Source organism: Salinimicrobium profundisediminis, from assembly GCF_026241755.1.
Lineage (GTDB): Bacteria > Bacteroidota > Bacteroidia > Flavobacteriales > Flavobacteriaceae > Salinimicrobium > Salinimicrobium profundisediminis.
Genome location: NZ_JAPJDA010000008.1, coordinates 22,280 through 42,156, shown reverse-complemented (window position 1 = coordinate 42,156; position 19,877 = coordinate 22,280). Strand labels below are relative to the sequence as shown.

Genomic DNA, 19,877 nt, shown 5'->3' with positions numbered 1-19,877 from the left:
AACATTCAATTTTCAGGATCAAATTATAGTGCCCATGAAGATCAAAATCATCAAAACCCTGCTTTTACCTGTCATTATTCTGGCCTTTTCTGCCTGCAGGAATGCTTCAGAAGAAACAGAGATCACTTCGGAAGAAATTCAGCAGGAAACAGCACAATTAAATCTCTTTTTTGAGGAGGAATTTCAGAAAGATCTTGCCGATTCTCCCATGCTGCAAACCCGCCTCGGAATAAAAACAAATTATGATTCCTGGGACGATTTTTCGCACTTGCGCTACGCCGATGATCTTAAAAAGGCAAGGCAAAGGCTCGATTTTCTGAAAGATGAAATAAATCCTGAAGCTCTTGAAGGGCAGGCGGCACTTAGCTATAAGCTTTACCGTCAACAACTGGAAAACGAGATTGAAGATTACGATTTTAGGCTCTACAACTACCCGGTGAATCAAATGTTTGGCGTCCATGCGCAGTTACCGGCATTTTTGATCAATATGCATAAGATAGATTCGGTTAGTGATGCAAAAGCCTACATTGCCCGGCTCAACAAGATACCTGCAGTAATAGACGATGTTATAAAAGGGCTCGAACTACGGGAAATGAACCAGATTATGCCGCCGGCCTTTGTGTTTGCCCAAACGGTGGAGGCTTCCCAAAACCTATTGCAGGGTCGCCCTTTTGAGAAATCGGCTGAAGCAAGTACACTTTTAGAAGATTTTCGCAGTAAAGTGGAAAAGCTGGAGGTTCCAGATGCTCAAAAAGATAAATTGATCCTGGAGGCTCAGGAAGCCCTGCTCACTTCAGTTAAACCGGCTTACGAAAACCTGATTGCAAAGCTAAAGGATCAGCAACAGCGCGCTACAGCCGATCATGGTGCGTGGAAATTTCCGAAGGGAAAAGCCTTTTATGAGAATGCATTGAAAAGGACTACCACTACCGATTTATCTGCTGAAGAGATTCACGAAATTGGCCTTAGTGAGGTGGCGCGTATTCATAAAGAAATGGAAGATATTATGAAGCAGGTGGGTTTTGACGGCAGCCTGAAGGATTTTTTCCAGTTTATGCGTGAGGATGACCAGTTTTACTATGAAAATTCAGAAGAAGGCAGGCAGCAGTATTTAGCCGAAGCCAAAGCGGCCATTAATAAAATGAAAGGGCATCTCGACGAGCTGTTTTTAACGCAACCCGAAGCAGATATTGTGGTGAAGGCCGTTGAACCTTTCAGGGAGAAAAGTGCAGGGAAGGCATTTTATCAGCAGCCGGCAATAGACGGTTCCCGCCCGGGAACTTATTACGCCAATCTATATGATATGGAGGCTATGCCCACCTATCAGCTGGAAGCGCTTGCCTATCACGAGGGCATACCCGGGCACCACATGCAGCTTGCCATTGCCCAGGAACTGGACAGTTTGCCGATGTTCAGGAAATTGGGAGGTTATGGAGCCTACGTTGAAGGCTGGGGCCTTTACAGTGAATTGGTGCCGAAAGAAATAGGTTTCTACGAAGATCCTTATTCCGACTTCGGAAGACTGGCTATGGAACTCTGGAGATCTATCAGACTGGTTGTTGACACCGGAATTCATTCTAAAAAATGGACACGTGATGAGGCTATAGATTATTATGTTCAAAATTCCCCCAACGCCGAAAGTGATGCGGTAAAAATGGTAGAGCGGCACATAGTAATGCCGGGGCAGGCTACTGCCTATAAAATTGGAATGAACAAGATCCTGGAATTGCGGGAATATGCGAAGAAGGAGCTGGAAGAAGATTTTGATATTCGGGAGTTTCATGAGGTAGTCCTTACCAACGGATCTGTTCCATTGAATATACTTGAAGAACTGGTTGTAGAATGGGTTAATAATAAAAAAGCTTGAAAACAAAAGACACGGCCGAAGAGTTAATGCTCTTAAGGCTTAAAAATCAAACAGGAACAGAACTGGAAATCCTCAATTTTGGAGCTACGATCTTCAGTTTAAAAATAAATGGTACAAATGTTATTGTAGGGCCTTCCCGCCCGGAAGATTACCTCTCTGAGGCCTACCACCAGCAAGGGAAATACTTTGGAGCGACAGTGGGTCGCTATGCCGGCAGAATCTCGAAAGGGCAATTCACCCTTGATGGAAAAACCTATAAACTTCACGAAAAGAATGGCGTTCACCTTCACGGAGGTAACTTCGGATTTTCTTATAAATTCTGGAAACTCATAGAACAGGGAGAAGAGCATAATCCATACGTGGTGCTGGAATATTTTTCTCCTGATGGGGAAGAGGGCTACCCCGGAAATCTCACAGTTCGGGTTAAATACACGCTTACAGAAGAAAATGAGGTAAGTATAGCGTATTCGGCCACAACAGATAAAGGCACTGTGGTGAATATTACCAACCACGCATATTTTAACCTGAATGGTCGTGGAGATGTGAATGGCCACCGGCTCCAAATCCCTGCAGATGCATTTCTCGAGCCCGATGCGCAACTGGTGCCCACAGGAAAGATGACCGGTGTGACGGGTACCGAATTTGATTTCAGAGAGGTAGCATTAATAGGAGAGGTGCCGTTAGATACCGTGTATCAATTGAACGAAAATGCAGAAAAGATCTTTCTGAAAGGAGACAAATCGGGAATAAAACTGGAGGTGGAAACCAATCAGCCGGCTGTGGTGGTCTATGTTCCCGAAGATCTGCCTACAGATTGGGAATATTCTACAGAGGTGGGATCTGAACGTGCTGCAGTTTGTCTTGAGACCCAAAAATTTCCAGATGCCCCGCATCATTCCCATTTTCCATCTGTAAGATTAAGTCCGGGAGAAACTTATGAGAATACCACCAAATGGAAGTTTATAACCGGTTCATAACTTTAACTGTATAACTTACCTTTATTTTTGCTAATCTCTTATATTTAACAAAATTTTAGTAGGCCCCGACCTGCGTGGTGGTGGCCTGCGATCACTAATTCTCCTTAATTTTTGGTTTTATGGAATTTGCATTACTCGATAAGATAATTTTTGCCTGCTATGCATTGATGATCATTGGGATAGGACTATGGGTCTCCCGTGGCAAAGGAAAAACTTCAGAAGATTACTTCCTGGCAAGTAAGTCGCTTCCGTGGTGGGCTATTGGTACTTCGCTTATTGCGGCCAACATTTCCGCAGAACAATTTATTGGAATGTCGGGTTCCGGTTTTGCGATTGGGCTGGCTATTGCTTCATACGAGTGGATGGCGGCTATTACGCTTATTATTGTGGGGAAATACTTTCTTCCCATTTTTATTGAAAAGGGGCTGTACACCATTCCTGAATTTATTGAGGTAAGGTACAGTACGAACCTAAAAACAATCCTTGCGGTCTTCTGGATCGCACTTTTTATATTTGTTAACCTTACATCGGTTCTCTACCTGGGTGCTACTGCTTTAGATACTATTGTAGGTTCGGGAGATGGATCTATCTTCCTGTATTCTATTATAGGACTTGCGCTGTTTGCAGCTGCCTACTCTTTGTATGGCGGACTCGCTGCCGTGGCCTGGACAGATGTTGTACAGGTGGTTCTTTTGATCGTGGGTGGTTTGATCACTACTTATATAGGTCTTTCTCATGTTTCTGAAGATGGCGGAATTATTTCGGGAATTGTCACCATATACGAACAGGTGCCCGAAAAATTCTCTATGATCCTTGAAAAAGGAGAGATCATTACCCCTGGCGGAAAAGATGCCTGGTGGGATCTTCCTGGTTTGGCCGTTCTTCTTGGAGGGATGTGGGTAGCAAACCTTTACTACTGGGGCTTTAACCAGTATATTATTCAAAGGACCCTTGCCGCCAAGAGTTTGCGGGAGTCTCAAAAAGGGATTATTCTTGCAGGGTTTCTGAAACTTTTAATTCCGTTGATCGTGGTTGTACCGGGAATCATCGCTTATGTGATGAACACCGGCCCCGGCGGAGCTTTTGGACCAGAATTTACAGATCCTTCTTTTGTTGCTGAAGGTGGCAGGATCATTAATGACAACGCTTTCCCGTGGCTGATTAAAGAATTCGTGCCAATTGGATTAAAAGGGCTTGTATTGGCAGCTCTTGCGGCGGCCATAGTTTCTTCAATTGCCTCTATGCTTAACTCGACTGCAACTATCTTTACGATGGATATCTATAAACCTTACATACAAAAAGGAGCTTCTGAAAAACGACTCGTAACTGTAGGAAGGCTTTCAGCTACCCTTGCCCTTGTCATTGCTGTGTTACTGGCGCCACAACTTAGAAGTTTAGGACAGGTTTTTCAATATATTCAGGAGTACACAGGGGTGGTTAGCCCGGGAATCCTGGCCGTGTTCATGCTGGGCTTGTTCTGGAAAAAAACGACCAACAATGCAGCTATTTTTGGGGTGCTGGCTTCTATTCCTATCGCCCTCTATTTTAAAGTAGGTCCTTCAGGATGGATTGATAGTCCGATTTTCGTGGAATTGCCATTTATGCACCAAATGTTTATCACCTGGATACTTACCATGGCGATTATGATGTTGTTTAGCTATGTTGAGAATAAAGGTGCAACGCATCCAAAAGCGATAATTATTAGCAAAAGCCTCTTTAAGACAGGGCCGGCCTTTAATATTGGTGCTTTTGCGATCTTATTGATCGTAACAATGTTGTACGCAATTTTCTGGTAGATCTCTTCGGAAGTTTTTAATAAAAAAAGACCGTCAAATGATGGTCTTTTTTTATTTGGACGGCTTCAGAAATTTATATGAATAAAGCTGAAGAGGGTTTCAAAAATGGCATTTTTGACACCTTATTCCAGCGTGTAATGTTGGTCTGGAAGTTCCCTAAGAGTTTCTGCAGCCTGTTCAGCAGTGATGTCCCTCTGCGGGCTGGCAAAAAGCTCATATCCCACCATGAATTTCTTCACTGTTTTAGACCTTAACAGCGGGGGATAGAAAGACATGTGGAAATGCCATTCGGGATAATCGCTGTTGTTTGTGGGCTGTTGATGGATTCCCGAAGAATAGGGGAAAGAGGTTTGAAACAGGTTGTCGTATTTTATGGTGAGCTGTTTCAGGATCTCTGCATAAGCTTTTTCCTCTTCCGCAGTAAGCTGGCCAATATGTTGCATTTGCCGCCGCGGGATGATCATGGTTTCGTAAGGCCAAATTGCCCAGTAGGGCACAAGGGCAACAAAATGTTCATTTTTAATGACGATCCTTTCTTCTAATTTTAATTCCTGCTCAAGGTAATCTCCTAAAAGGCTTCTCTTATTGCGTTCCCAGTATTTTTTCTGATGTTCGGTCTTTTTTTGTACTTCTACCGGAACAGAAAGCTGTGCCCATATTTGCCCGTGTGGGTGCGGATTGCTACACCCCATCATGTCGCCTTTGTTCTCGAAGATCATAACGTGATTAATATCTTCCATGTTACCCAAATCGGCATATTCTTCTTTCCATTTTTGTACAACCTTAATGATATCTTCTGTCTCCATTACGGGCAGCGTGAGGGAATGATCGGGGGAAAAACAAACTACCCGGCAAAGGCCTGTTTCAGAACTTGCCTTTAACAATCCATCTTCAAAGTCTTCCTGTGGGCCTCCCGGCAATAATGCAGAAAAGTCGTTTCTAAAAGTATATGGCTCAACATACTCTGGATTCGTGTCTCCGCTAGCCCTTTTATTTCCGGGGCAAAGAAAGCAGTCGGCGTCATAAGAAGGCCTTTTTTCTTCAGCCACTTTTTCAAGTCGCCCCTGCCAGGGCCTTTTGGTGCGGTGGGGAGACACCAGGATCCATTCTCCTGTTAGAATATTATACCTTTTGTGAGGATGAGTATTGAAATCTTCAGACATGAATATTAATTTTTGATGAGGTAGGTACCCTGTTCGGGTGATACGACTATAGCTTCAGGAGTGATGTTGAATTCCTTTTGATATGCTTCCGAAGCAATTTTTATAAACTCTTCAATAGCGTTTTCTTCAATTAAATTAATGGTGCAGCCACCAAAGCCGCCGCCCATCATCCTCGCACCTTTAACCGGAGCATATTCGGTAGTGAGATCTACCAGAAAATCCAGTTCTTTACAGCTCACCTGGTATTCGTCGCGCAAGCCCTTGTGAGACTGGTACATGAGCAGCCCAAATTGTTCGAGGTCTTTTTGCTTCATAGCTTCTACGGCTTTAAGCACTCTTTCATTTTCTGAAACCACATAATGGGCCCGGGTGTAAAGCAGCTCGGGCAGGGTGTCTTTAAATTCGGCCAGGCGTGCCAGGTTAACGTCTCTTAGCGAGGCAACTTCGGGGTATCTTTGGTTTATAAATTTCACGGCCTCCTCACATTCTTTTCTGCGGGTGTTGTACTCGCTCGAGGCAAGGCTGTGTGAAACTCCAGTATTTAAAAGCAGCAGTTTGTGACCTTCAAAATCGGCCGGAATATAAGTAGCTTCAAGATTGCGGCAGTCAAGCAAAATGAGATGTCCCTCTTTACTTAGAATCGAAGAATATTGATCCATAATCCCGCATTTTGTGCCCACATAATTGTGTTCGGCATTCCTCGAAAGTTCGGCTATGGCCTGGCGGGAAAGATCGAGGTGAAAGAGTTCGTTCAGGCCAAAGGCTACTCCGCATTCCAGCGCAGCAGAAGAACTTATGCCGGCACCCACGGGTAGATCACTTTCAATAATGCAATCAAAACCTTCGGGATATTCCCCAAGTTTCTGTATTTCGTTGACCACCCCTAAAATGTAATTCTCCCACTCTTCATCACTTCTGGAGATTTGCCGGAGATCAAATTTTAAGTATTTCTGGTAAGTTTTGCTGTACACGTTGCAGGTGTAGGGAGTGTGGTTGGCTCTAAAGTGCAGCTTAATGGTCTTATCTATTGCTGTAGGCAGCACAAAACCATTGTTATAGTCTGTATGCTCACCAATAAGATTGATCCTGCCGGGGGCATATACCGTGAATTTTTTTTTAAAATTTCTGAAAGGTTCTGGTACGGTATCTTCCGTTATATTTTTCACAATGCTGAAAATTTAATTTTCTCAAAGTTAATAATTGTATATCGTACAATCATTTTTTAATCCGAAAAAAAATGGTTTTTTTGTAGTAAGTAATATCACTGTTAATGTACGAAGAAAAAGAGGGGCTGCCGGCTGTCACGAGAAAGTTCTATGAGCAAAGCGAGAAGATGTTGGTGGCGACAGATTGTATCATCTTTGGGTTTGACGCCGGAAGTTTAAAGCTGTTGTTGTTTAAAAGAAGGGTTTCGCCTTTAGAAGGGCAGTGGTCGCTCATTGGAAGTTTTGTGAAGCTTGATGAAGACGTTTCGGCTGCTGCCGAAAGGGTGCTCGAGGAGATCACAGGACTCAAAGAGGTCTACATGGAAGAGCTGAAGGTGTATGGCGCTGTAGACAGAGATCCCGGCTACAGGTGTATCTCGGTAGGGCAATATGCCCTCATCAGGCTCAATGAATACGATAAAGAGCTGGTAAAAGAACATGGAGCGGTGTGGCATGATGTGAACGATCTACCTCCTTTGGTGCTCGATCATGAACAAATGGTTGCCGACGCTCTTGAAAAACTCAAAAATAAAGCCCGGTACCAACCATTGGGGTTTGAATTACTTTCCGAAAAATTTACAATCCCGCAGCTTCAGAGTGTGTACGAGGCTATTTTTCAAAGGGAGCTCGATACCCGCAACTTCCGCAAAAAAGTTTTCTCTCATAATGTGCTTGTAAAACTTGATGAAAAAGATAAATCTTCCTCAAAACGCGGTGCATTTCTCTATAAATTTGACCACAAACGCTACAGCGACCTCATAAAAGGCGGAAGCGACTTCGGCGTGCTATAGGAAATTCTTCAGAAGAAATTTTTTCTAAAAAGTCTTTTTAATTTCAAAAATAATGGTAATATTTACATTTATAAACTGCTGTATGAAACAACAGTTAAAAGCTATCATTTTAGTCTGTTTATCCCTTACTTTTTTTGGTTGCGAGTCCCTACCTCCTTCCAAAAAAGTAGGGGCACAGCAGAAGCTTCCCCGACAGGTCATCAACTTTAACAACAACTGGAAATTTTACCGCGAAGATCCTTCAGGTTTAACAGAAAGACCTGTAGAAGAAGTGGTTTTGCCTCATTCTGTAAAGATCGAGCCTTTGGTGGTGAATGACCAGTGGCAGGGAAAATCGCTTTACAGCAAAGATTTTCCTGTTGAAAAGGTCAAAAATGAGAAGTGGTTTTTCCATTTTGAAGGCATAATGCAGGAGGCGCGCGTGAGCATCAACGATTCTCTGGTAAAGACGCACAAAGGCGGTTATCTTCCTTTTACTGTCGACGCAACGCCTTTTTTGAAGAATAATTCCCAAAACATCATACAGGTAGAGGTCATTAATGTTGATGACGCCACCATTCCTCCCGGAAAACCGCTGGCCGATCTCGATTTTAACCTTTATGGCGGCATTTATCGCAATGTGCAGCTCATAAAGACCAATCTGGTACATATTTCAGATCCCGTTTATGCAAAAGAGGTGAACGGCGGCGGAATTTTAGTGCATTTCGATAGCGTTTCTTCGGAAAAAGCTTCCGGATTTGTAAAAGTGCATGTTGTCAATGATGCTGAAGCTGAAAAAGAACTGAAAGTGCGTGCCATTTTTACTTCGGAAGAAGGCGTGAAAATGACATTTTTGACACCTTATAAAAAACTGGCTTCCGGCGGGGATGAACATTTTACCGCTGAAGTTTCCGTAGAAAATCCGAAGCTTTGGAGCCCTTCTCATCCGAATTTATACGAACTGGAAGTTGAAGTTCTGGAAGGCGAAGAAGTTATAGACCGGCAGGCCATCACCACCGGGATTAGGAAGATCGAACTTACCGGAAACGCATTTTATCTCAACGGCCAGGAATTGTTCATTAATGGCACCAACCGCCACCAGGAATATCCTTACGTTGGTTACGCCATTTCTAATGAAGCCAATTATCGCGATGCCTACAAAATTAAACAGGCAGGTTTCAACTTCGTGCGGCTTTCACATTATCCACATGCCACGGCTTTTTTGAAAGCCTGTGATGAGCTGGGCTTGTTGGTGATGAATGCCATTCCCGGCTGGCAGTATTTTGAGGAAGGAACATTTGCTGAAAATGCGCTGCAGAATGTAAAGGATATGGTTTGTCGCGATCGCAATCATCCCAGCGTCATTTTTTGGGAAAATTCTTTGAATGAATCGGGAATGACTGAAGCATTTATGGTGGAAGCCAATGAAATCCTTAAAGCCGAACTGCCTTATGACAATACTTTTAGTGCCGGCTGGATAGATCATCCGGCTTATGACCTGTTTATTCCGGCGCGGCAACATGCACAGCCGCCTAACTACTGGAATGATTATAACACACCCAATCGCCCGATTCTAATTGCTGAATATGGCGACTGGGAATATTACGCGCAAAATGCCGGTTTTAACCAGAAGGCTTTTGGCGATCTTAAGGAAGAAGAGCGTACCAGCAGACAGCTTAGAGCTGCCGGTGAAAAAATGCTTTTACAGCAGGCATTGAATTTTCAGGAAGCCACAAATTCAAACTTAAAGGGCGAACAAACCATTGGAATGTCCAACTGGCTCATGTTCGATTATAACCGCGGATATGCCAATGATCTTGAAGCTTCAGGGATTTCAGATATTTTCAGGATCCCAAAATTCAGTTACTACTTTTATAAGAGTCAGAAGCCGCCATATCAGGGGAATTTTTCAGAACCTATGGTGTATATCGCCAACTACTGGCAGCCTAATTCCGCCCCAGATATCACTGTATACAGCAATGCTGAAGAAGTGGCTTTATACCTGAACGGCGAACTTATTGAGAAAAAGAAACCGACACGCACGTCCTTTTCAGATGAACTGTGGTATCCGCCATACACTTTTTCGATTCCTGAATTTGTTCCGGGGGAATTAAAAGCAGTTGGATTCATTGACGGGAAAGAAGTCGCCACACATTTGGTACGCACGCCGGGCGAGGTGTCAAAAATGGCACTTTCGGTAGATATTTCGGGAAAGGAGATTGCACGGGAGACTTCAGATGTAGTTTTTGTCTATGCCAAACTCCTGGATGAAAACGGAACCCTGGTTCACAACGCCAGTTTGCCGGTGACTTTTGAGATCACTTCCGGAGAAAATGCCGAACTCATTGGCGAAAATCCGGTTAAAGCCGAAGCCGGTATTGCCACGATCCTTTTAAGAACAAAAGAATTTAAAGCTCCTGTAACTATTGAAGCTAGAGCAGAGGGTATACCTGTTAGCAAAATTAAGGTCGAGTAAGTGAGCCTCATTTTTTTATGATCTAATCTCAGAATAGTTCATTTTTTTCTGCTGAAGGACTCAGCAGATGGAAGATATACCTGTAACAATAAATTAGGCTGTCATAAAATCTAGAATCATTTCCCATGAATTTCAAGACAGCTGATTTATTGATTTTCTTAATTATTTAACCACAATCTCATCTATAAAAATGAAGCCTGGTTTGCCGGCTCCTGTATGCCATTCGGGTAACATTCCCTGGGAATTTATTTTTACTTTGAGAAATCTTGTCTTTAGTTTTAAAGGCCCAGAAGAAAACTCCTGAATTATTAAACCCTGATCTTTTTCATCTAAAGGACTATTTGCCTGAGCTACTTTTTGGTAATTTTTTCCGTCTTTAGACGCGTGAAATTCTACATTTTTTGGCAGCATAATCCATGAAATTAAACGCTGATAAAAGTCGGCTGAAATTTCATTTACTTCAGTTGGGGCACCCAAATCGAGTACCACTTCTACATCCTGGCCGGCATAACCCTGCCAGCGGCCATCTGCAAAATTTTCGGAACCTTTGAGTCCGTCGGTTAAGCCAGTTGGACCTCCAGCTGTATAGGCAGGGTTGGCGGTGCTGTAACTGCCCTTTATTTTTGGAGTAACACCCAGCGCTTTATGAACATTGAAGAATCTTGAAGAGATTTCTCCGGCTTTACCATCATTATATCCTCTTGCCTGTACCAGGGTGTTAGAATTTATACTCAGATTTCCATTAAAGACGGGGGAGTCTTTCGTGGGTTCACTACCATCAAGGCTGTAGTGCAATTTAGTTAGAGGGAAGAGGCTGTTTAATTCTATTTTCATTTCGCCAGGTTGAATGGCCTGCCCCGCTTTTATAAAAACATGAGTTTCTATGTCTAACAAATCCTGCGCCTGTGCATCGTATTTTTTCAGGTTTTCATCGAGCCAGTAAGCTCTGTTTTCCTCTTGCCAGGCCTGTACATATGCTATTTTTAGCAGGTGAAGTTCGTCTAGTAATTCCTCCCTTTTTTGTTTTATTAGCTTAAGGTTAACCCCTTCTTTGTTGTTATAAAGTTTCTGTAATTCTAATATAAACAGGTTCTTTTTGGCAGTGTAAGCGGCACGTTGTGCTGCCAAAGCTGCAACCCTAACTGCTGTTTTATTGGTATTTACCTGCCGGGTTTTTTCCTGCAGTTCAAGCATTAACTTATTCGCTTCTTTGAGCATCTTCTGGTTCGCAGCCGCAATTGATGCTGTTTCTTCTTCGGGATAAAACTCGTAAATACTGCTCCAGGTAGAGGCATTTGCCATACTTGAAAACACGGGGATTTCTCTTAGCTGTGCAAATTTATTAAGGCTTTTCATTACACTTGACTTCCCGGTGACCCCAAAGAAGAATTGATCTACTCCCTTTTCAAATATTTCACGCCGGTTCTGTCTTTCCCGGCTGGCCTGCTCTTCTTCCTGGCTGGAAATAGGGTTCCAGGACATTTCTGCTCCCCAAATCATTCCGTGCCAGTTAGCATTAAACAAGGTTTCGCCATCATCATCCCAGGCTGTATTTATCATTCCCATGGCACCATATTCTTTCCCGTCGCGCACGTAGTTAGCGATGTTTTTAACCGCGACATCCAGGTTGGGATAGATCTCGCTCCAGCTTCTCACCCCTGGAGCTACCATGAAATCAAAACCTGACTCCTTAAAAGGTACAATAGCTTCATCAAAACTGTCTCGCGGGTCATAGCCCCAGGAGAGGATAATGAGATCTTTTGGGAGCTGTTCAATAATTTCCTGATGGTTTACCGCAATGTCTCCCCACATCATAGTGCGTTTACCGTACTTTTTCAAAATCCCGTCCAGTTTATTAATATGCATAGCATAAACGGCTTCCATTCCTAAAGAATCAACCAAATCTTTTGCTTTCCCTGAACCCAGTCCGTCTGTTTCATCGGCTCCAATATTGAAAAAAGGATGTTCATAGGCTTGGGCAGCATCGCCTAAGTAGGTTTCAAGAAACTTGTAAGTTGCAGGACTACCCGGATTCAAATTCCATTTAGTGTCGGCAATATTATTGTAAAAGGGAATTTTCAGGATCTCTTCCATATGTCCGAATGCCTGTTGATTGCCTATAATGGAGACGTGATATGGAGCGGCAAATTTCTCTAATTCAGTAATTTCTGCTGGGGTAAAGGCATCAGGAGGTGCGATATCGGCAAATTTTTCATTGCGAAGGGTGTGCTCGGTGTACAGGTTTATAAAATTCAGTTTATATTCTGAAAGCGTTTTGATCACACTCTTTACATAGTCTAAAGTAGGGATGGGGCCGCGGCTAATATCATCCATCCAGCCTCGATATTCAAGGGCAGGCCAATCTATAATTTCAGTTTCAAAAAGGGCATTTTCTTCTGATGTTTTGAGAAGTTGTTTCAAGGTTTGAACCCCATAGAAAAGCCCCTGAGAGGTATTGGCAATTATGCGGATTTTATCATCTATTTTGAGCCAGTAGCCCTGTGGGCCGATCTTCTGAAGAACTTCGGAAGAAGGAAGTAAATTTTTTGGAATGGAAACAGCCCCTTCACTTGCAGAATAGAGAATGATATCAGCTTTTTTGGCTGTTTTTACAGTCGATAATTTTGCCTGTGCTTTTTCTGAAAATACTTTTTTTAATTGTTCTAATGTAAAATTATTATGAGCCGTTTCATTGGTCCAGACCCTGGAATTATTAAGATTAAAACTATGGCTGGTTTTTTGGTTTATTTTCTGAGGTTTCGGAATTAAAACCGTCTCTTGAGCCAAAACCTGTTGTGATATTAAAACAAGTAAAAAGAATATTGCTCCCTGACTAAAAATAAACCTGGTTCTCTCCTTCATGAGGTGAAGGTTGTAAGTTGAAAGTAATCTGCTATGGTTCATTCGCGATGTAGACTATAAATGAAATTCAAAAATTGGCTGAGGGTGTTGTTTGGTATTTGGAGATACTTCAGGCTATTATTTTATTTTTATAAGTTTTGTTAACCTTGCTAAACTGTTAATCAAGTCCTTCTGAGTCTTTATATTTTTAAGTACTTCTTTCAGTTTTTGCACTAAAAGAAATTCACTAAAACTTTTGTTTAAATCTTTAATAAAGATAATAGTTTCTATCTACAAGTAATTCGAAAGTTAAAATAAAAAGGATACAAAAGAAATTGTTTTCAAATTTAACGGAATTTTTGAGTTAAATGCTATCTTTGAGTTTCTGAAGGTTATCTCAGGCAAAATTTTCAGGTTTTAATTGCATCTCCATAAGGAGGGTTGGTGTCATAAATTTTAAATTCTATACCCTACATATATAAATCGCCTATAATGAAAAAGCCTCTGCTTATTTTGACTTTTGCTGCTCTTAGTGCCTGCAATTCGTTCACTTCCTCTAAAACACCCAAGCCGTCACAAGAAAATATATCTAAGGATTTGGTGTTTCACAATCTTTTTAGTGCAGAAAACAATCCGGATATTTCCTGTTATCGTATTCCGGCATTGGTGACAGCTCCAAATGGAGATTTAATTGCCGCTATTGATGAACGGGTTCCTTCCTGTGCAGACCTTCGTGGTAGTGGGAATATAAATATTGTGCAGCGTAGAAGTGCCGATAACGGTAAGACCTGGACCACTAAAGAAACCGTCATAGATTTTCCCGAAGGCCGGTCAGCTTCAGACCCTTCAATGATTGTCGATGAACAAACCGGGGAGGTTTTCCTGTTCTACAATTATATGGACCTGGATAAAGAAAAGGATGTGTACTACTTGCATGTTATGAAAAGTAGCGACAATGGGAAAACCTGGACCAGCCCCAAAGATATCACTGCTCAGATCTCCAAAGAAGAATGGCACAACGATTTTAAGTTTATTACTTCGGGCAGGGGTATTCAAACTTCAGAAGGAAGGTTATTGCACACTCTTGTAAGATTAAAAGAAGGCGTTTATTTATTTGCCAGCGACGATCATGGAGACACCTGGTTCCTTATCGACTCTCCTGTAACACCGGCCGATGAGTCTAAAGTAATACAGCTAAGTAATGGAGATTATATGATCAACTCCCGTGTGAATACAGGGGAAGGTCACCGTTATGTACATATTTCGGAAGATAAAGGAAAAACTTGGAATACAAAAACCGAAGAAATCCTTGTGGATCCTGGAAACAATGCCAGTATTCTCCGTTATACTTCTGTTGAGGATGGAGACGATAAAAACAGGCTTTTATTTTCCAATTCCAACGATGCAAAAGCTCGTAAGAATTTAACGGTTAGAATTAGTTATGATGAAGGTGAAACCTGGAGTGAAGGGAAAACTATTTATACAGGTGGTGCGGCATATTCGTCGATGACAATACTTGAAAATGGTGAAATAGGAGTCTTTTTTGAAAAAGATGATTATAAAGAGAACTCTTTTACCAGCTTTTCTTTGGAATGGCTGACTAATGGTGAAGACAGTATTAACAAAGAATAAATTATTATAGAATTCAATTTTTGCCGATTAAATCGTTTCTAAATTTATTGATATGAAAAATATTTTACCATTTCTACTTTTACTAATTATGATTAGCTCTTGTGAAACAGGGAAATCATACACGGAGTTTAAAGACGTTGAAAATACTCCTGAAGACTATGCCATAATACCACTTCCTGTTAATATGAACACCGCGAAGGGCAGGTTTTTAGTAGATGACAACACACACATTGTTACAGAAGATACGCTATCTAAAGAGGCTGCTTTCCTGGCTGAGATGCTTTCTACAGCTTCAGGGTTTAAGATAGAAACTACAACTTCTACAGAAAAAAATGATCATGTCATTGTTCTCAAACTTGATTCTGAAATTCAGGAAGAAGAAGGTTACAGGCTGAAGGTTAGCTTTGATCAAATAGAAATTTCCGGAAAAACACCACAAGGGGTTTTTTACGGAATTCAGTCTTTACGCTTGTTGATGCCTCCATCAGCTGAAGTAGGACAAGTTGAAAGTTTGACTATCCCCGCTGTTGAAATAGAAGATGCTCCTCAATTCTCTTATCGCGGAATGCACCTGGATGTGGGTCGTCACATGTTCCCGGTAGAATTTATAAAAAAGTATGTCGATTTACTCGCGCTACATAAAATGAACCGTTTTCACTGGCATTTAACCGAAGATCAGGGCTGGCGTATTGAGATTAAAAAATATCCGAAACTTACTGAAATAGGTTCGGTAAGAAAAGGGACTATGGTTGAAAAGAACTGGGATGAAAATGACGGAAAAGAATATGGAGGTTTTTATACCCAGGAGGAGGTGAAAGAAATAGTGGCTTACGCTGCAGCCAGGCACATTACGATAATTCCAGAAATTGAAATGCCCGGCCATGCTACAGCCGCTTTAGCTGCATACCCGGAGTTAGGGAATGGTACAGGACCTTATGAAGTGGAAACTAAATGGGGTGTTTTTCCTACAATTTTTGCTCCTAAAGAAGAAACTTTTGAGTTCCTGGAAGATGTGCTTACAGAGGTGATGGAGTTGTTCCCGAGTGAATATATACATATTGGGGGAGATGAAGCTCCTAAAAAGGAGTGGGAAGAGAGTGCACAGGCACAGGCGGTGATCAAACGTGAAGGTTTGAAGGATGAACATGAATTACAGAGTTATTTTATACAACGAATCGAAAAGTTTCTTAATGAAAATGGTCGGCAAATTATAGGTTGGGACGAGATCCTTGAAGGTGGTTTGGCACCTAATGCCACAGTAATGTCCTGGAGAGGCTCTAAAGGTGGTATAGAAGCGGCTAAACAGGGTCACGATGTAGTAATGACCCCTAACGATCACCTGTATTTTGATTATTATCAGTCCAAAAATGAAGATGAACCCCTGGGAATAGGTGGTTTTGTGCCTGTTGAAAAAGTTTATTCTTTCAACCCTGTGCCAGAAGAACTCTCAGAAGAGCAAGCAAAGCATATTTTAGGAGCTCAGGCAAATTTGTGGACAGAATATATAAAAACAACCGATCATGTAGAATACATGGTTTTACCCCGGCTCACAGCTTTATCTGAAGTGAACTGGACACCCTCTGCGAAAAAAGATTGGGAAGGCTTCCTGTCAAGACTGGAGGTAATGAAAGAGCGTTATGAGGCGCTTGGTTATAACTATGCCACTCATGTATTTGAAGAGGAGCAAAATTTAACAGAAGGTAAACAACAATAACCCTACACTTGTTTGATGTGAGTCTAAAAACTCCTGTTCAGCGAAATTTTCAACTTTCAATGAACAGGAGTTTTTTTATAATATCCTGAAGCTATATGATGATCAAGAGTAAATTTTTATTTCAAAAATGGTACACAATATTGACATTTTTGGCTCTCCATTTAACTGGGTATTCCCAGGTTACCATGCCATATATCTTTTCAGATAATATGGTGTTGCAACGAGACATGCCCATTGTTATATGGGGGGAATACCTCCCTGGAGAAATTGTACAGGTCAAATTTTCTTCAGAAGTGAAAGAAGTAGAAACCAGTGCCGATTCATCCTGGCAGGTCTCTTTTTCAGCCTTGCCGGGCAATGCCGTCCCCCGGGTTTTATCGGTTTACACCAAAACCGATTCTTTGGAGTATTCGAATATTCTCATTGGAGATGTGTGGCTGTTAGCGGGTCAGTCAAATATGGAATGGTCGCTGGGGCAGGAGATGCATTATGAAACCGAAAAGGAACAGCTCGCTGGTTCTGCACTTCGCTTTTATAATCCACAATATGTTGGTAAAGGTATTTATGGTGAAAAATACTCTGAAGAAGATCTTGAAAAACTGCATCCTGCCGGTTTTTTTAGGGGTAGCTGGGAGGAGAGTGCACTGCCGCAGGTGGCGAAATTAAGTGCTGTAGGCTATTACTTCGGAAAAGAAATACTTCAACATGAAAACATTCCGGTAGGCCTCATAAATCTAGCTGTTGGTGGTGCTCCAATCGAAGCCTTCATTTCCGAAGAAACGCTTTTAAAAGACCGAAAGTTTCGAAATAAAATTTCTGGGAATTGGCTCGAAAATGACGAATTACCCGTTTGGGTTAGAGAAAGAGGAGAGCAAAATGTTGGAGGAGTTGCTTTGTATAGTAACCAAACAGGGGCCAATCACGCTTACAAACCCGGATTTATCTATGAATCTGGAGTCAAGCCTATTGTAAATATGCCCATAAAAGGCGTTTTATGGTATCAGGGAGAAAGTAATGCTCAGGAGTTACCACGAGTTTTAGAGTACCCCCAATTACAGAAATTACTGATTAAAAGTTATCGGGAAAAATGGCATCAAAACTCCCTGCCTTTTTATTGGGTACAGCTTTCTTCTATAGATACTACCAATTATAAGTCGCAGTATTGGCCACTGTTTCGCAATCTGCAACGGCTTCTGTTACAGGAAATAAAACATGCTGGCATGGCGGTAAGTAGTGATGTGGGTAACAAAAATGATGTACATCCACGCAACAAAAAAGTGATAGGTGAAAGGTTGGCGCGGTGGGCATTGCGCAATGATTATAACAAGAATATTGAAGTTTCTGGTCCTTTACCTATAGGGGCGTCCTATTCTCAGGGGAAAGTGATCATCAATTTTGCACACACCGCAGGAGGCTTAAAAACGCCAGGGGAAGAAGCCGTTCAAGGTTTTTCTTTAAACGGAAAACATCCTGTACCGGGTATAATCGACGGGACCAGAATCATTATAAAAACCTCTCAAAAGCCTGAAATGATATACTATGGCTGGCTTCCCTATTCTTCAGGAAACCTTATGAACAGTGAGCAGTTGCCGGCTTCCACTTTTCAAATTGGAGTAGATTAAACAGCAAGCGTAAATAGAGACTCCTAAAATGTCATTTTTGACACCTTACAAAATGGACTAATAGAATGTATTAAAACTTTAAAGCCTTCAGGGAATAAAATTGATTTTTAAGTTTTAAATAAGATAACGAAATTTTTATTCTTTTAATTTTCTTACTAAAATGAAATTTTAACTTTCATTATCGAATATTTTAATACTTTTTTATATTTTTGAGAATCAGGTTTCATCATTAATTAACCATTCTTCAGCAAAGAAAAAATCAACAATAAATAAAAATATCTATTATGAGTGCAGATCGCAGATCGTTTTTAAGAAATATGGCCCTTGGATCGGGCGCTATTGCTACCGGGGCATTTTTAAAATCCTGTGCCAGCGAGGAGAAATTATCGCAAATTAAAGCTGCTGCAAGCAGGCGGCCGGCTATGAATTTTAATATGTCGGGTTATGCTGCACCTGCACTTGATACTGTTCGGATAGGGATTGTGGGGATTGGAGATCGTGGGGCAGGGGCTGTAGAGAGAATGACTTTTATTGAAGGTGTAGAAATTACAGCGCTTTGTGATACCCGGCAGGCTGCTGTTGATGGAGGACAGGAAATACTGAAGAAAGCCGGATTACCAAAAGCAGCTGAATACGTAAATGGTGAAAAGGGGTATATAGAGATGTGCCAAAGTGATAATATTGACCTGGTGTATATTGTTACTTCCTGGGAATGGCACATACCCATTGCTCTTGAAGCTATGGAAAACGGTAAGCATACGGCTGTTGAAGTTTCTACTGCACGTACCCTGGAGGAATGCTGGCAAATTGTTGAAACTTCTGAAAGAACCCGCAAACATTGTGTGATTCTTGAAAATTGCTGCTATGACTTTTTTGAGTTAATGACCCTTAACATGGCAAGGCAGGGTGTTTTTGGAGATCTTGTACATGGGGAAGGGGCGTATATCCACGATCTTGATTACTGGCACTTTAACCGGCCTCAGGATGATAAAATGACCGATGGTGCTTATGATAATTACTGGCGACTCAAGGAAAATAAACGTCATGCCAACGTATATCCTACTCATGGTTTAGGTCCAATTTGTCAGGCTATGGATATTAATAGAGGAGATAAGATGGACTTTCTTACCTCTATAATGAGTGACGATTTTACCCTGAGCAAAAGAATTGAAGAAGAAGCTGAAAAAAACCCCGATTTAAAACAATTTGTGGGAGCCAATATGAGGGGAAATATGGACATCCAGCTTATCAAAACTAATAAGGGTCGTACCATCATGATTCAGCATGATATTAGTTCACCCCGACCTTATTCCCGTATTCATATGTTAAGCGGTACCAAGTGTTTCGCCCAAAAATGGCCTTTACAGCACATTGCTTTTGGTCATGAGATCGCCGATGCAGATAAAATGAAAGAACTTGAAGAGAAATATACTCCCGAAATTGTACGTAAAGTTGGAGAAATGGCTAAAAAAGTTGGCGGCCATGGGGGGATGGATTTTATGATGGACTGGAGGTTGATTGACTGTCTTAGAAATGGACTTCCCATGGATATGGATGTTTATGATGCCGCTGCCTGGAGTAGTATAACTTCATTGAGTGAATGGTCTATTGCCAATAAATCTAATTCTATTGAAGTACCAGATTTTACTCGTGGGGCCTGGAAAACTAACAAACCTGTGAATTTAACTTTAGAAGGCGGAGGTACTACCGGAGTAAGAAATTTAGATAGAAAAGCAAACAGCAAGCAATTATCTGTTGAATAGGAGCTGTTAAGTTTCCTAAATTTTAAATGAAAGTCTTTCTGTAACCAGATG

12 protein-coding genes are annotated in these 19,877 nt (G+C 41.6%); 9 read left to right on the top strand and 3 right to left on the bottom strand.

Annotated features, from left to right (window positions below):
* Positions 1 to 34: 34 nt before the first annotated feature.
* The 3 genes from OQ279_RS06160 (at position 35) to OQ279_RS06150 (ending at position 4,640) form a co-directional block, all read left to right on the top strand.
* The gene (locus OQ279_RS06160; RefSeq protein ID WP_266068977.1) at positions 35 to 1,867 is read left to right on the top strand and encodes a DUF885 domain-containing protein; all 1,833 of its coding nucleotides are present in this window, start codon (positions 35 to 37) and stop codon (positions 1,865 to 1,867) included.
* Positions 1,864 to 2,844 carry an aldose epimerase family protein gene (locus OQ279_RS06155; protein WP_266068975.1) on the top strand — a complete coding sequence of 327 codons (981 nt, stop codon included), beginning with the start codon at positions 1,864 to 1,866 and terminating at the stop codon, positions 2,842 to 2,844. The genes OQ279_RS06160 and OQ279_RS06155 overlap by 4 nt, the downstream gene beginning before the upstream one ends.
* Before the next feature lie 119 nt (positions 2,845 to 2,963).
* Positions 2,964 to 4,640, top strand: a complete 1,677-nt coding sequence (locus OQ279_RS06150; protein ID WP_266068974.1) for a sodium/sugar symporter — start codon at positions 2,964 to 2,966, stop codon at positions 4,638 to 4,640.
* 122 nt (positions 4,641 to 4,762) lie between these two features.
* Here OQ279_RS06150 and OQ279_RS06145 read toward each other — a convergent pair whose 3' ends face one another.
* Positions 4,763 to 5,803 (bottom strand): UDP-glucose--hexose-1-phosphate uridylyltransferase, encoded by a 1,041-nt coding sequence (locus OQ279_RS06145; RefSeq protein ID WP_266068973.1) that lies wholly within the window; start codon positions 5,801 to 5,803, stop codon positions 4,763 to 4,765.
* Positions 5,804 to 5,808: 5 nt separating this feature from the next.
* The gene (galK, locus tag OQ279_RS06140) at positions 5,809 to 6,969 is read right to left on the bottom strand and encodes a galactokinase (RefSeq protein WP_345598872.1); all 1,161 of its coding nucleotides are present in this window, start codon (positions 6,967 to 6,969) and stop codon (positions 5,809 to 5,811) included.
* A gap of 104 nt (positions 6,970 to 7,073) precedes the next feature.
* Here galK and OQ279_RS06135 point away from each other — a divergent pair, with 104 nt between their 5' ends.
* Positions 7,074 to 7,799 (top strand): NUDIX hydrolase, encoded by a 726-nt coding sequence (locus tag OQ279_RS06135; protein WP_266068972.1) that lies wholly within the window; start codon positions 7,074 to 7,076, stop codon positions 7,797 to 7,799.
* 82 nt (positions 7,800 to 7,881) lie between these two features.
* A complete protein-coding gene (locus OQ279_RS06130) occupies positions 7,882 to 10,254 on the top strand; it encodes a glycoside hydrolase family 2 TIM barrel-domain containing protein (protein ID WP_266068971.1) in 2,373 nt (790 codons plus the stop codon).
* Between the two features lie 162 nt (positions 10,255 to 10,416).
* Here the strand turns inward: OQ279_RS06130 and OQ279_RS06125 are convergent, their stop codons facing one another.
* A complete protein-coding gene (locus OQ279_RS06125) occupies positions 10,417 to 13,116 on the bottom strand; it encodes a glycoside hydrolase family 20 zincin-like fold domain-containing protein (protein ID WP_266068970.1) in 2,700 nt (899 codons plus the stop codon).
* A 471-nt stretch (positions 13,117 to 13,587) separates the two neighbouring features.
* Between OQ279_RS06125 and OQ279_RS06120 the strand changes: the two genes are divergently transcribed.
* From OQ279_RS06120 to OQ279_RS06105, 4 genes are all read left to right on the top strand, one after another.
* Positions 13,588 to 14,727, top strand: a complete 1,140-nt coding sequence (locus tag OQ279_RS06120) for a sialidase family protein (protein WP_266068969.1) — start codon at positions 13,588 to 13,590, stop codon at positions 14,725 to 14,727.
* Between the two features lie 52 nt (positions 14,728 to 14,779).
* Positions 14,780 to 16,441, top strand: a complete 1,662-nt coding sequence (locus OQ279_RS06115) for a beta-N-acetylhexosaminidase (protein WP_266068968.1) — start codon at positions 14,780 to 14,782, stop codon at positions 16,439 to 16,441.
* Between the two features lie 149 nt (positions 16,442 to 16,590).
* Positions 16,591 to 18,063 (top strand): sialate O-acetylesterase, encoded by a 1,473-nt coding sequence (locus OQ279_RS06110; protein ID WP_266068967.1) that lies wholly within the window; start codon positions 16,591 to 16,593, stop codon positions 18,061 to 18,063.
* Between the two features lie 284 nt (positions 18,064 to 18,347).
* Positions 18,348 to 19,826: a Gfo/Idh/MocA family protein gene (locus tag OQ279_RS06105; RefSeq protein WP_266068966.1), complete on the top strand. Its 1,479-nt coding sequence runs from the start codon at positions 18,348 to 18,350 to the stop codon at positions 19,824 to 19,826.
* Positions 19,827 to 19,877 lie beyond the last annotated feature (51 nt).